The sequence below is a fragment of the Sphingobacterium sp. UBA5789 genome (assembly GCF_002418355.1).
In the GTDB taxonomy this organism is placed as follows: Bacteria; Bacteroidota; Bacteroidia; order Sphingobacteriales; family Sphingobacteriaceae; genus Sphingobacterium.
Genome location: NZ_DIDX01000007.1, coordinates 295,070 through 310,102 on the forward strand (window position 1 = coordinate 295,070; position 15,033 = coordinate 310,102).

At 40.0% G+C, this 15,033-nt stretch carries 11 protein-coding genes; 5 read left to right on the forward strand and 6 right to left on the reverse strand.

The annotated features are described in order from the left end of the window. Window positions 1-56: 56 nt before the first annotated feature. The 3 genes from B4B65_RS18585 to proS are packed head-to-tail and all read right to left on the reverse strand — an operon-like array spanning window position 57 to window position 3,541. Window positions 57-1,202, reverse strand: a complete 1,146-nt coding sequence (locus B4B65_RS18585; RefSeq protein WP_293917787.1) for a cystathionine gamma-synthase — start codon at window positions 1,200-1,202, stop codon at window positions 57-59. Window positions 1,203-1,233: 31 nt separating this feature from the next. Further along, entirely contained in the window at window positions 1,234-2,019 is a 786-nt protein-coding gene (locus B4B65_RS18590; RefSeq protein WP_293917789.1) for an NAD-dependent epimerase/dehydratase family protein, read from the reverse strand. A gap of 49 nt (window positions 2,020-2,068) precedes the next feature. Continuing rightward, window positions 2,069-3,541: a proline--tRNA ligase gene (gene proS, locus B4B65_RS18595; RefSeq protein ID WP_293917791.1), complete on the reverse strand. Its 1,473-nt coding sequence runs from the start codon at window positions 3,539-3,541 to the stop codon at window positions 2,069-2,071. Between the two features lie 181 nt (window positions 3,542-3,722). Between proS and B4B65_RS18600 the strand changes: the two genes are divergently transcribed. Both B4B65_RS18600 and B4B65_RS18605 read left to right on the forward strand, forming a co-directional pair. Beyond that, window positions 3,723-4,847, forward strand: a complete 1,125-nt coding sequence (locus tag B4B65_RS18600) for a hypothetical protein (RefSeq protein WP_236581929.1) — start codon at window positions 3,723-3,725, stop codon at window positions 4,845-4,847. 77 nt (window positions 4,848-4,924) lie between these two features. Then, window positions 4,925-6,487 carry an OmpP1/FadL family transporter gene (locus tag B4B65_RS18605; protein WP_293917795.1) on the forward strand — a complete coding sequence of 521 codons (1,563 nt, stop codon included), beginning with the start codon at window positions 4,925-4,927 and terminating at the stop codon, window positions 6,485-6,487. A gap of 77 nt (window positions 6,488-6,564) precedes the next feature. Here the strand turns inward: B4B65_RS18605 and B4B65_RS18610 are convergent, their stop codons facing one another. Continuing rightward, on the reverse strand, window positions 6,565-7,917 hold the full coding sequence (locus B4B65_RS18610; RefSeq protein ID WP_293917797.1) for an NfeD family protein: 1,353 nt from the start codon (window positions 7,915-7,917) through the stop codon (window positions 6,565-6,567). Here B4B65_RS18610 and B4B65_RS18615 point away from each other — a divergent pair. From B4B65_RS18615 to B4B65_RS18625, 3 genes are read left to right on the forward strand one after another with little or no spacing between them, the layout of a single operon-like run. Continuing rightward, entirely contained in the window at window positions 7,916-8,710 is a 795-nt protein-coding gene (locus B4B65_RS18615) for a hypothetical protein (protein WP_293917799.1), read from the forward strand. The two genes, B4B65_RS18610 and B4B65_RS18615, sit on opposite strands and share 2 nt — an antisense overlap. 16 nt (window positions 8,711-8,726) lie before the next feature. Then, entirely contained in the window at window positions 8,727-9,650 is a 924-nt protein-coding gene (locus B4B65_RS18620) for a DPBB and LysM peptidoglycan-binding domain-containing protein (protein ID WP_201678569.1), read from the forward strand. A gap of 17 nt (window positions 9,651-9,667) precedes the next feature. Further along, entirely contained in the window at window positions 9,668-10,306 is a 639-nt protein-coding gene (locus B4B65_RS18625) for a uridine kinase family protein (RefSeq protein WP_293917802.1), read from the forward strand. Window positions 10,307-10,338: 32 nt separating this feature from the next. On the opposite strand, the gene B4B65_RS18630 is transcribed toward B4B65_RS18625, so the two are convergent. Continuing rightward, complete coding sequence (locus B4B65_RS18630; RefSeq protein ID WP_293917804.1) at window positions 10,339-13,974, reverse strand: ABC transporter permease/M1 family aminopeptidase; 3,636 nt, start codon at window positions 13,972-13,974, stop codon at window positions 10,339-10,341. Further along, entirely contained in the window at window positions 13,967-14,851 is an 885-nt protein-coding gene (locus B4B65_RS18635; RefSeq protein ID WP_293917806.1) for an ABC transporter ATP-binding protein, read from the reverse strand. Before B4B65_RS18635 ends, B4B65_RS18630 begins: the two co-directional genes overlap by 8 nt. Window positions 14,852-15,033 lie beyond the last annotated feature (182 nt).

A 15,033-nucleotide genomic window follows, 5' to 3' on the forward strand; every position in this document is an offset into this window, starting at 1 on the left:
GGGAAACAGATCGGCTATGAAGAGATACTTTTGAGACAGCCCTGAAAAAAATAATATTAAGCCAATGCTTGTTTCAGATCTTCAATCAGATCATCAGCATCTTCTATACCAACCGAGAGGCGGAGCAGATTATCAACGACACCGACCTTTTCCCGTGCTTCCTTCGGAATAGAGCCATGTGTCATAGTTGCCGGATGATTTATCAGCGATTCTACTCCTCCCAGTGATTCAGCAAGCGTAAACACCTTGAAGCGGGAAGAAATACGGAAAGTTTCCTGCATATCCGCCCCCTTCAGTACGATAGAAATCATTCCTCCGAAATCCCGCATCTGTTTTTTAGCGATCTCATGTCCCGGGTGATCTTCAAAACCCGGCCAGTAGATTGTTTCTACCTTAGGATGATTTTTCAGAAATTCAGCAACCTTACGCCCGTTGGCACAATGAGCCTCCATACGAAGATGTAAAGTCTTGATACCACGAAGTGCCAGAAAAGAATCCTGAGGGCCGGGAGTACCTCCACAGGCATTATAGTAAAACCATAACTGTTTGTATACTTCATCATCATTCAGGATCAGCGCTCCCATGACTACATCAGAATGTCCGTTAATATATTTAGTAGCAGAATGCATTACAATATCTGCTCCCAGATCCAGGGGATTCTGTAAATAAGGAGAAGCAAATGTATTATCTACTACATATAAAGCATTGGCGGCTTTGGCAATCTGACCGATAGCTTCGATATCTGCCAGCTTCAGAGTAGGATTTGTTGGTGTTTCTACCCAGATCAGTTTTGTCTTATCCGTTATGGCAGACTGTACAGCTTCTGCATCAGAAGTATTGACAAATTTGAAGGTAATACCATATTGTTCATATACTTTCGTAAATATACGATATGACCCGCCATACAGATCGTCACCTGTCACTACTTCATCCCCCGGTTTCAACAGTCTCAGCACACAGTCTGTAGCAGCCATGCCGCTGGCAAAAGCCAGACCGTGTTTTCCGTTTTCCAGCGCTGCCAGGCAATCTTCCAAAGCTTTACGTGTAGGATTAGTCCCCCGGGAATACTCAAAACCCTTATGATCTCCGGGAGAAGCCTGCTGATATGTAGAAGTCTGATATATAGGAGTCATCACGGCTCCGGTTGTCGGATCTGCGTGCTGACCGGCATGAATCGCTTTTGTTGCAAATTTATAAGCCATTATTCTGTTTGTTTAGTGAAATGTAAATTTATCAAAAATCTAACGGAGAAGGGAATTTAAAAGTATAATTCAGTTCATCCTGAAGTAAAGATCCGTGTACCTTTTTTTGAAAAGAATCTTCATCCCGAAAAGCTTCAGGAACGGCAAAACCATACTTTTGAGCTGAGGCTAAGATAACATCATGTTTCAGAGGATGAGCAGGAGTAACTACATTATAAAGTCCCTTTTTAAGATCAGAAGCAAACCCCAGACAGATCAGTGCAGCTACATCTTCCAAATGAACAAAATTGCAAAGCTGCCCTCCGGTTGTACACACCTTATGCTGGAAATATTTGGCAAAAATCCGCTCTTTGCCAAACAAGCCCCCTAAACGGTAAACAATCACTCTGCTAAGCCGCTGTACCGATTCTTCAGCCATTAACAACTTTGCATCAAGCTCATTTCTGTCCCACCCCTGCTCAAACATATTTCTGGAAACATCCGGATAAATTCCCACAGAACTGAGAAAAATAAGTTTATTATAAGTCAGTTTCGAAACAAATCCGAATACCCGATCAAATCTTTTGGCCAGGGTATCTTCATCGTGTCGCTTAGTAGCGGGTACACTAACCAGTATGTAATCAAAGCTTTCCGGAAAATTACCCGGAATAGCATTGTCATCATCAAAATTATGTACAAAAGCAAAAATACCATCGGACAACAGCCGATGGTATTTTTCTGATGAGGTAGTAGATGCCCATACTTCATGCCCTTCAGCAATCCATAATCGGGCGACATACTCACCCACCCAACCGCAACCCAATATCAGGTAACGCATATATCAGTATTTTAAAGAAGTAAAACTTCCTGTTTTCAATCAATTCTTATTAATAAGCTTTCGCAAATAAAACTCTCTTGTTAGAAGGCTTACCGGTAAATATACAGACTCCTTCTTCTTCTTTCGCATCTAAAGGCACACAGCGAATAGTCGCTTTAGTTTCTTCTTTCACACGTTTTTCAGTTTCCACAGTTCCGTCCCAATGACAGGAAATAAATCCGCCTTTGTTTTCCAATACATCTTTAAATTCTTCGTAAGAATTCACTTCAGTAATATGATTATCCCTGAAAGTTAATGCTTTCTGGAAAATATTTTGTTGAATGGTATCCAGCAGACCTTCGATCAAACCTGATAAACCTTCCTGAGAAACCGTTTCTTTGGTTTGTGTATCCCTGCGAGCCAGTTCAACAGTACCATTCTGCATATCACGTGCGCCAACTGCTACACGCAAAGGCACCCCTTTGAGTTCCCATTCTGCAAATTTGAAGCCCGGACGTTGTGTATCACGGTCATCGTATTTAACAGAAATATTTTTTGCTTTCAGCTCGGCATTTAATCCATCCACGAAAACATCGATATTTGCTTTTTCCTCATCCGTTCTGTAAATAGGAACGATCACCACCTGAATAGGTGCCAGCATAGGTGGCAACACCAATCCCTGATCGTCCGAATGCGCCATAATAAGTGCACCCATCAAACGGGTTGACACTCCCCATGAAGATGCCCAGACATGTTCCTGTTTACCTTCCTTAGACGTAAACTTGACATCAAAGGCTTTAGCAAAGTTCTGTCCCAAAAAGTGAGAAGTTCCCGCCTGCAAAGCCTTACCATCCTGCATTAGCGCCTCAATACAATAGGTATCCAATGCTCCGGCAAAACGTTCATTTTCAGTCTTTGTACCTTTTACTACCGGAACAGCTAGATAGTTTTCTGCAAAATGAGCATATACACCCAACATTTTTTCCGTTTCTTCTATGGCTTCCTGACTTGTAGCATGAGCAGTGTGTCCTTCCTGCCACAAAAATTCTGCTGTACGCAAAAATAAACGTGTACGCATTTCCCAACGCACAACATTCGCCCACTGATTTACCAGAATCGGCAAATCACGGTAGGATTCTATCCAACCGCGGTATGTATTCCATATAATAGTTTCTGAAGTCGGTCTTACAATAAGTTCCTCTTCAAGTTTTGCGTCCTCATCAACAATAATATTTCCAGACCCGTCATTCTTCAGGCGGTAATGTGTAACTACGGCACACTCCGTTGCAAACCCTTCTACGTGAGAAGCTTCCTTAGAAAAGAAAGACTTGGGGATAAATAAAGGAAAGTAAGCATTACTGTGACCGGTATCTTTAAACATCTTATCCAGAATCGCCTGCATACGCTCCCAGATGGCATATCCGTATGGCTTGATCACCATACATCCTCTTACCGCAGAATATTCGGCCAGATCCGCCTTGATCACAAGGTCATTATACCACTGCGAATAATCTTCTGCTCTACTTGTAATTCCTTTACTCATATATGTATTTCTTCAAAAATTTGTAACATTATGGGATTAATTTCCGTCTCCATAAGTAGTGAATGGATTAAAATCCGTAATTTTAAATTATTTTACAGGACGCGTTAAACTAATCACTTAATTTGGCGTCTAAGATAATAAATAAGACTGTAATTGTCGAAGGTTAACTGGTATGGAAATCATGAAAAAAAATAGATTATTATTCGGTGGGTTGGCAATAGCCGCGGTCATAGCACTTGGCTCCTGCTCAACCAATAAGCAAATCACCTATAGAGATGATGTCTATAATAACCAATCTAAGGCTCAGAGAGTGTATCAGAGTCCGGATTATTATTATACAGACGGAGATCAATATGCACAGGATGATTCCTATTATGCGGACGAATATTCGGACGATGAATATAACAACGGATATGATGACATGGGCGAACTGGAATATGCAAACAGAATCAACAGATTCTATTATTCTTCGCCGGGCATGTCATACTACGATCCATGGTTTGATCCATGGTACGGATATAGCGGATTTGGATTAGGCCTTGGTTGGGGCTGGGGTGGCGGATGGTCACTTGGCTTTGGCTGGGGAGGTGGTTTCGGTTGGGGCGGAGGCTTCGGCTGGGGTGGCTACCCTTACTATGGATACGGTTATCCGGGCTTCGGATGGGGTAACTACTGGGGATATAATTCCTACTATAACTCATGGGGTCATCCTTACTATGGTAACGGGCATTATGCAGGCAATTACCGTGTAGCATCCAACCGTTCAACAGCTTACCGCAATAACTATTCTAATGTAAGAACTTCTTCTAGAAGTGCATCTTCAGGAAGAAGCAGCAACAGAAGCGGCATCGCTGTAAGCAGAGATGCGAATGGCAGAATCACAGGTACAAGCTCAGGAAGATCATCACGTTCGACCAGCGGCAGATCTGCGGTTAGCGGTTCTGACAGAAGCAGCTCAGGAAGATCAGGGACTGCATCTGGAAGATCCGGAACAGCAAGAGATAATAATGCGATCTACAGAGATACAAGAGATATTAACTCAGGCAGAACCAGCTCAAGACAAGGAACTTCAGAACGCGTAGCTCCATCTACCCGCTCTACATCTCGTCCGGCTGACACCAGATCAAGAGAAACATCTTCAGGTCGTTCTTCTTCAGGCAGAACATATGATCAACCGGCATCCAGACCGTCATATACACCATCGCCATCTTCGGGCAGATCTGCATCACCTAGTATGGGTGGCGGAAGCTCCAGATCAGGAGGAGGTTCATCCGGCGGAGGCTCTGGACGTTCCGGAAGACGTTAAACCATAAACAAACGTACTAATAGTCAATATGCTCTTGCGTATTGACTATTATTTTGCAATAAATACTTCATTTACGTATGAATATCAAACATTTACTACTTTCATCATTTTTCCTTTGTGGAATAATAGGAACGGCACATGCGCAATTTGAAAAAGAAGCACTTCTTTTTTCTCAGGAATACCCCGGAGGAACAGCACGTTTCAAAGGTATGGGTAATGTACAGACCGCTTTAGGAGGCGATCTGAGTTCCATATCCGGCAACCCTGCAGGTTTAGGATTTTACGGACAGTCGGACATAGGTGTCACCTTTAATTATTTTAATAATAACAGCAAGACAAACTATTTCGGTCAGTCCAATAGTCAGAATCAGGGACGCTTTTTGATTGATAATGCTGGTGTGGTCTTTCATTTTCCTTCAGCAAGAGGATTGGGAGCAGATCTGACAGAGGGATGGCTTAATTTTAATGTAGGATTGAGCTACGATAAGACAAATAATTTTCGCAACAAGATTCTGTATTCAGGAACAAATAATGAAAGCACCAAAGGGCAAACATTAGCAGATCTTATGTATACACAGGATGATACTCCTTGGGGAAAAGATCTGTATAGGTCATTCTTTATGGAGGGCTATCCGGATATTAATGACAGAGGTTATTTTCCTCTGGCAAAAGAAGGAGCGGATAAATATCAGCAAAATAATGTTCTCGAAAAAGGAGATCGTTCAAGAACAACTCTTTCTTTCGGAGCGAATTATAGTAATAAATTCTATATAGGGGCTTCTTTCTCGATGGTTTCTTTCAAGTATGAGACTGCTCAGAAGTTTACAGAAGAAGGATCTACCAAAAGCAGCGAAGAAATCAGAAGTAGAAATCCAAACTCCCCATATCTTGACCCTACCACAGCAGAAAGTAAATATGTAGGAATCAAATATGCACTGGATGATTACTACAATCAATATACAGAAGGTTCAGGAGTAGATTTTAAATTAGGTATGATATACAAACCTGCACAGGACTGGAATCTGGGATTGACTATCAAGACGCCAACCTGGATAGCTGTACAGGATAATACAAATTCCTATACGGATATCTATTATACAGGTGGAACTACTGCATTAGACCCATATAAATCAGACTCTTACAACACTGAGGATGATATCAACATCATTACGCCGTTTCAATATAGTCTGGGTATTACAAAATTTTTCCCCAGAGGTCTTATTACGGCAGATGCAGATCTGACGGACTATTCTACAACCAAATTCAGATCACCAAACCGTTATAATCCACAGATGGAAGTTGATATGGAAAAATCTGTTAAAGGGATGTACAAAGCGGCAATAAATGCCAGAATTGGTGGAGAATACCTGATCACCAATATCATAAGTGGTCGTGCCGGATTCAATTATTATGGTAATCCATATAAAAACGCAGACTACAGCCACTATACAGGTACTTTAGGTCTGGGTGTAAAATTATCCAGTTCTCTCTATATGGATGTAGCGGTAGTACACAATATGCTGAAATACTACGAAAGTCCATATACTTTTGAAGAAGTATTCTGGGAGACTCCCAATCCTGTAGCGGAAATCAAAAACAACCGCACGAATGCAGTATTGACTTTGGGTGCAAAATTCTAAATCAGAGCTTACCGCTATAAAAAAGGCTCGGATTCTGAAGAATCCGAGCCTTTTTTATACTATTCACGTTGAGCTATTTATCCCTTTAGTTCTTCTATCTTACGGACGAAAAGGTTATAATTTTCATGTTTCTCTACATATATAAGATCTCCTGCATCTATAAATCCATCCAAAGCAACCGCATCATACCATACTCCATCTATTTCTATCTTGCCGGAAGGACGGAGAACAGTCTTTGCAACACCTTGCTTATGCAAAAGGTTCGCCTTTGATACAGAAGAAGTATATCCCTGATCTGACTTTTGTTCATCTTCCAGTACAAGTCTCTTGAAGGCAGAAGATTTTAAAATATTCTTACCAAATATCACCATTAATATTACAGCCAGAAACATCGAGCCTATTACAATAAGAAAAGAATTAAACAGCATACCCGGATGTGCAAGTTTAAAATCAAAATAATCATTAGATACCATACTGAATGCTAATCCGCAGACCAGACAAATAATACCCAATATACCTGTAACCCCGAATCCCGGAATCACAAAGATCTCTAAAGCGATGAGTATAACACCTATAAAAAAGAGTGCGATTTCCCAATGTGCCGCCAATCCTTCCATATAAAGCGGAGCAAAGAATAATGCAGCTGCTATAAGTGCAACAGCCAGAGCAAATCCGATTCCCGGAGTCTGCATTTCTGCATAAATACCTCCGATAATCAAGAGAATAAGTGCTCCGCTCACGACCGGATTGATCAGAAAACCAATGATATTGTCAATCATTCCGACTTCGTGCACAGTGACAGAGGGTTTACTAATCCCTAAGTCAATAAAGATTTCTTTATTCGCGGATACTTCTGCTTTAGCCACACCAGCCTTCACAGCTTCATCTGCGGTCATAGTAAGCAATTTACCATCTGGTTTCAGGTTTGGAATAGAGACCGAAGGATCGACAAAAGCCTCTGCAATCTTCGGATCTCTGCCCTTTGCTTCAGCTGTAGCACGCATCAGTCCTCTCATATAAGATTGATATTTTTCCGGCAGTACCTCCCCTTTTGCGTCCACAACACTGGCAGCTCCTATACTCGCTCCCTTTTGCATATAGATATAATCCGACGCCATAGCAATCAAAGCTCCTGCAGATGCTGCATTATGATTAATATATACAACAGTCTTCATCGGGGAGTTAAGCAGCCTGCTTCGTATAGAATCGGCATAATTGACTGCTCCGCCAAATGTGTTTAACTCTACTAACAGATAATCCGATTTGAGCTCTGAAGCTTTTTTAGATGCTTTATCAAATGTACGCCATGCGGCAGGGCCTATTTCATCATGGATACGAACATGATACACTTCCTGTGCCTGTAATGCTGTTATTGCAAAACATGACATCAGAAATAGTATGGTTAAAAAGGTTTTCGTAAATTTGTTCATGTATTCAATCATTGACTGGTTGAAATTTGTGTTGAGCGTAATGGTTAAATATACAATTAATAAAGTATTTGCGGAAAGTTTTTCGGATCCTATCTGGAAAATTGAAGCCGACTCCAATACCCGGATACTGGCTGTGGAAACCCGCGATCAGGAAAGCACATTGCCCGCTTTTCATGTCATCAGCTTTACGGGCACCCGATTATTAGACAACTTCCGGCTAAAAACTAAAGAATGGACGCTGGCAGATATTCAGGGGGACTATTTAATTCTCAAAAAATTAGGTACCAATACCCCTTATGCAGCAGGAATTACCGTATTACATATTCCGTCGCGTACCATCACCCAACAATGGCATCAGTATTTGCTGATTGATATTTTTAAAGGTTTACTCAAAGTAAGACATCATACCATCAGTTCGGGCTTTGAAGAATATATTTCCCTTTCTACCGGCACTCTGTTACAAAAACCGGATGGTGAAATTCAGTATTGCACTAATCATATCAGCTTTCCATTAGCCTATAACGGAACCTTACCGGATTTTTTACAATCGACAGCATACGAGGATACAATGTGGATCAGCAAGGTCAGACAACGTTATCTTTGGTGCTACCATACCCGCAAGGAGGATAAATTTGACCTGAATATCTGTATATCCGATCAATACAGAGAGATACACCGGTGTTGCCTGCTGGAACAGAATTCTAAAATGATTCCTCAGCCTTATTTTCAAATTGACGATCAAATATTTCTTATGACCTATAATAAACAGGAAATTGTTTCGTATTTAGTATAATTGCATAATTTTTATCATGAACAAACTATTGAAATCATCTCTTTATAAGAAGATAGCAGTAATTGCTTTTGCTAGCTTTTCTATTTCGAATCTGCACGCATCTTCGTGGAAAACAGATTTTAGTCCAAAAGACTCTATAGGCGTTGAAAATGTCAAAGGAGAAATTTATATCCTTCATAAAGTTGAACAAAAAGACACCTATTATAAATTAGGTCGCCAATACAATGCCATAGTGAAAAATATTATGGCGGCAAACAACAGCAAGGATTTGCGTCCGGGAGATACAGTCAAAATTCCTACCGGCCGACCTTTTCAACAAACTGCTAAAGCTGTCACACAACCTGAAAAATCAAAAAATGCAGGCAATCCACAGCAGCAGACTCCACTTACAGAATATAAAGTAGGGAAAAGTGAAACATTATATGCAATCTCCAGAAGATTCGGGGTATCTGTGGATGACATCAAAAAACTGAACAACCTGTCTTCCAATTCACTGAAGGAAAATCAAATATTAAAAATTCCAAACAGTACTCCTACACCTCCGAAACCGGTAGAAGAACCAAAGATCGTCCTGACACCTATAGATACGACGCGTGTAGATTCTACTGAAAAAGACTCTTCCTACAATGAAATCTCTGCTAATAAATATGGCATCCGCGAGAAAAAAGAACGCGGTATTGCGGTATGGATGAGTAATCTGAATTCGGATGGAAAGAGCAACCTTGCCCTTCATAAAACAGCTCCTATCGGCACTATCCTCAAAATCACCAATCCGATGACACATAATGTCACTTACGCTAAAGTAGTCGGAAAGTTTAATGACAATGCGGAAACGGAAAATGCCATTGTCGTATTATCCAAATCTGCAGCTTCCTACATAGGTGCTTTGGATAAGCGTTTTTTGGTAGAAATAAATTATGGTGTACCTTTGGAAAATTAAACAGTATCATATCATAAATGAATAACAAACCCTTCGTCATAGGAATCGCGGGAAGTAGCGGTTCGGGTAAAACATTTTTCTTAAATAGTTTCCTGCAACATTTCTCAAAAGATGAAATCACTCTCATCTCACAGGATGATTACTATATTCCGGCAAATACAAAGACTCAGGAAGAAAACAGATTGTACAATTTCGACATTCCAACCTCTATTGACAGATCCGCATTTTATAGCGACATCAAGGATCTGTTTGATGGAAAAACCGTTTTTAAGGAAGAGTATACGTTCAATAATCCGGCACTTACACCCAAAATGCTGGAAATCAAACCGGCTCCCATTCTGATTATCGAAGGCCTGTTCATATTCTATTATACAGAAGTCAATGAATTGCTGGATATGCGTATATTTCTCGATGCAGAAGAATCTGTTGCTCTGGAGAGACGATTGAGAAGAGATCTCATAGAACGTGGATACGATGAAGATGATGTACGTTACAAGTGGGTAAATCATGTCGTACCGTCTTACAATGAATATTTATTACCCTACAGAGAATTTTGTGATAAAGTAATCATCAATAACATTGATGATCCGGAACCCATCCGAATGGTGACAGATGAAATCTGTCAGGAGGTGAAAGATAAAATAAAAACAATATAAAAAAAGCGGCTTCGCCGCTTTTTTTATGCCCATTATATTGATTTTCTGTTGTCATCAGAGTTTGTATCGATCAGTTTATTGTATGGATCTATTCCAACTGCGATTGGCTTTTCATTCACAATGATAGACAGTTTATTATTCACCTGACCTATCTTATGCTTCTTCACATACAATTCCTTCTGGTCTTTATTATCCTTGCTTGCTTCGCCAAATACACCGACCTCAATAAAATCCCGTAAAGGCAGCGATCGGATCTCTCCCTTTTTGGATTTAGGATGTGCAGCAGAATTACTGTCATCATATATCCGTTTGCCGTTTTTATCTACTCTGTACTTAGCCACCTGAAAAGCAATATCTACCTGATATTTTCCATTAGCTAACTTTTTACTCGATACATTTTCGACCTTATTTTCATAAAAAGTAATGGTCTCGAACATATCTTTTATTAAATATTGTAATGAATCAGGAGTAGCTTTTCGCAAATGATCTACAAACTCCAGTGAAGTAGTATAAGGCGGATTTTGAAAGGCTGTCTGTTCCAGATACCCTTTTACAGTTCCGTTAAATACCGCTTCGCCCAGATAATCACTCATCGCATACAATACCAGTGAACCCTTCTGGTAATGAATATACTGTTGATTCTCATTGTACATCAATGGTTTCTCACCAAGCCGTTCAGCACTTCGTCCTTTCAGATAACTATCTAATGCATCTTTCAGAAATTTGCGCATCTGCCCTTTACCGTACCGTTTCTCCAGTACTTTCAGAGAAGAATACTCCGACATACTTTCGGACATCAGTGTTGCTCCCTGTACATTTGCACCTACCACCTGATGCGCCCACCACTGATGTGCTATCTCATGCGCCGTGACAGCATAGGGATAATCTACTGCATCATGATTCTTTTCATCTACATCAGCAATAAAACCAATGGCTTCTGAAAAAGGTATGGTATTCGCAAAAGACTGAGCAAACGTACCTCCGGTATGCGGAAATTCAATAATCCGCAATTGCCGGTGTTGATACGGACTATATTCTTTGGTGTAATAATCCAGTGAAGCTTTACTGGAAGCCAGCATGCGATCCAGATTGTATTCATGGCCCAGATGATAATAAACCTCCAGATTGACATCTTTCCACTTATCTCTTTTAACCGCATAACGCGCAGAGTTGAATGCATAAAAATTAAGCATCTCACTGTCCATCTTATACTGGTAGTATTTACGGCCATCTTTTGTCCATTCTTTCACCAGATATCCTGGAGCAATAGCCAACTGATCTTCATCTGTACCTATAGTTGCTTCAAAACGGATCCAGTCCGCATCATTAGAGATATAATTGTTCTGCCGTGCACGTTGATCCGTAGGTTTCGCCATTCTATCTTTGGCCAGTAATCCATATTTGATACGGATATCATTATCCACCAGTTCGGATTGATCAGAATAACCTATTCTTGGAAACATCATATTATTAATAAAGGTTCCATTTCCCTTTACAGGTGAATTTTCATGAATCCAGGTATTAGGTTTGTTCTTTGTTTCGAAAGTCAGCAGAACTGAATCTCCAGGTAGTAAGGGCTGCTGTAATTTATAGATATTAAAATTATACACATCATCTTCTGAAATAAGCTTCACAGGAACATTCCAGTTGAAAGTATATTCGTAATCATTATAATTAACAAATATAGTATCTATAGACTGCGCTGTTTTATTTTTGAGTACATATGAAGCTTTTGCTTCAAATGATCTGGATGAAGGAAAAAGATCCAGATTAAATTTTACGTCCACAACACGAGGTTGGGCACGGTACTGGTATTTTTTGTATTTCTTTTCCCATTGTACAGCTTGCTTTTCAATATCCAGCGCTTTGTAGTACGGATTCTTTACGTTATCCTCATAATAGATCGCTGATCCGATACTTAAAAATCCCAGCAGACATACAGCCAGTATAACACCTTTGCTTATATCAAGATTGGATTTCAACATATTCCATCTTTCCTTTGCTCCGGAAAATATGCCTCTTCTCCAAAGTAACAAGCCCGTAATCAACAGTAAAACCGCAAACAGAAACCAATAAAACTTGTAAGTCAGAAATGGCAATATAAAGCCAAAACCATCCATATCCGAATATTGCAGATTAGGGCCTTGATTAAACTTAAAGATATCCTGTTCGATTCCTGCAAAGGAAAGAAATGGCAGGCCTATATAAAGAATCAATAATACAAAAAAGCCACTCAGATAACTTTTAAATAAAGTATGAACAAATACAGCTAAGAAAAGCCAGATAATATTGCTTAACATACCAAAGACCATCAAGGTCATAATGTATTGTCCGATCTCAAATTTATAATACTGGTAATACGCCTGATAAGCTATACAGGTAAGGATCACAAGAAGCATCAGAAACAACTGCATCTTGATAATAGCAATGACTTTGGATAACAGTAATGTCCAGTTTGGAACCGGCGTAGAATCGATCAGACTCCCCATTCTTGAAATTTCTCCGCGATGTAGCAACAGACCTGAAAAAAGGAAAGTCAGGATCATCATGAAAAATTTGAACGTAGAGCCCGGTATCATAACCATTTTCCAGGTCACAGGATACGTAGATGTTCCAAATATTTCTCCGAAAGTAGACGCCATCAGAAGCACAAATAAAATTCCGATCAGAGATATAATCAGAAAAACCGGATTTTTAACGATATACCTGAAGTCATAATTGGAAAGAGACCATGTCGTTTTCAGATAGTGCCCTATAGAAAAACGGTAGTTTACTTTTGGCAGATCAACTTTAAAAATGCTCCCGAAATTATTCTTAGTAACCCGCTCGGACTTCTTGCTCTTGACCAGAGAAAGTCTGCTCTGTGAAAAAGAAAAGAATGTATAAAAGCCGCCAATAAATAATGCAGAAACAGCCAGCCAAATCAGTCTGTTGTAGATGACAACCCCTTCAAAAGGAAGATTATTTACGTTCTTCTCTTCGGGCGACCAATACTGGGTGTAATATGTGATAGCAGACTCTCCGAATGGGTCAAGAAGCGCACCCCAGTAACGATTGTCAACATTGCTGCTCAGGTTGTGAATCACCCCTTGCAGCACCATCAGAATCAGAACGGCCACAAACCCTACATAAACATTCCGGGTGAGCGTGACCAACACCAGAATAATAGAACTGATAAAAATCAGATTGGGAATGATGAGTACAAGATAAGTCTGAAAATAGGCAAAAATATGATTAGGCCCGAGCAGTTCCTGATTGATTCCGGGTATATACTGCGCGACGATAATCCCTAAAGTACAAGATAGAACTACAATCAGAACAACCAGCAAAGACCCGAAAAACTTCCCTAAAAGGTAATCCGTCTTTGTAAAGGGATAACTGAACAGAATCGTATGAACGTTATACTGAAAATCCCGGTATATAGAAGCCCCAACAATGGTCGGAATCAGAAAATAGATCAGGGCAGACATACCATTGATCATATCACTGATGGCCAGAGGCGAGTTCATATAGGTATTGGATGAAGTAGTCGCTGTAATACCATCAAATATTCCCAGTGACATCAGCATAATCAACAACGCCAATCCAAAAAACAATGCCATATAAACATAAATAGCAGCGTTTTTGAACCATCGTTTAAATTCGAAATTAAAGATAGTACTAAACATGACGCTGATCTTTTTTAAGGGCAACAAAATAAACATCCTCCAGTTGAACCTGTGCTTTTACAAAAGTTTCATCAGGTACACTGTCACTATACACACGGATATTAAGCGTATTATCCTGATTGTAATTGGTTGAAATAACATTAAACTTCCCGATATATTCATCCAGTTGATCACGGCCGATAATACGTACCCAGATCTTGTCATCCAGTTGGCTGATGGTATCCTTTGGTGTACCCTGAAGCAAAATTTTACCTCCGTTAAGGATGGCCAGTTCATGACATAATTCCCGGACATCATCCACAATATGTGTAGAGAAAATTACGGTATGATTTGTCCCGATTTCACGAAGGACATTCAGAAAACGATGGCGTTCAGCCGGGTCCAGACCCGCTGTCGGTTCATCAACAATAATTAATTTCGGGTCATTCAATAATAACTGAGCAATACCAAAGCGCTGTTTCATACCACCTGAATAACCGCTTACACTCTTATTACGCACATCCCACAGGTTAGTAACTTCCAGTACACGTTTGATAATTTTTTCACGATCTGCACCTGAGGAGATCCCTTTAAGGCGGGCAAAATATTGCAGAAGCTCCTGAGCGGAGAGGTTAGGATAAACGCCGAATTCCTGAGGAAGATATCCTAATACCTTGCGCAGTTCCATTTGATTCTGCAGCACATTAATATGATCAAATTGAATACTTCCCGAATCAGGCTTTTGTAAAGTAGCAATAGTACGCATCAGGGAAGACTTACCCGCTCCATTCGGACCAAGCAGGCCGAACATTCCCGGAGTAATCTCCAGATTGACATGATCCAGCGCTTTCACGCCATTAGAATACGTTTTACTAAGATCTTGGATTGATAAATTCATAAAGCAGTTAACTGTTAATATTTAATTGGTAGCGTTATTATACATTTTGTTACAACATACATAAAAAAAATCAGACAATACGCGCTAACTCGCTGAATTGTCATATTTTAAAATATTATTTATAACAAATCTAAACAATATTTATCTTTGCAGTATGATCGATCGAGAAAATCAAATAATGC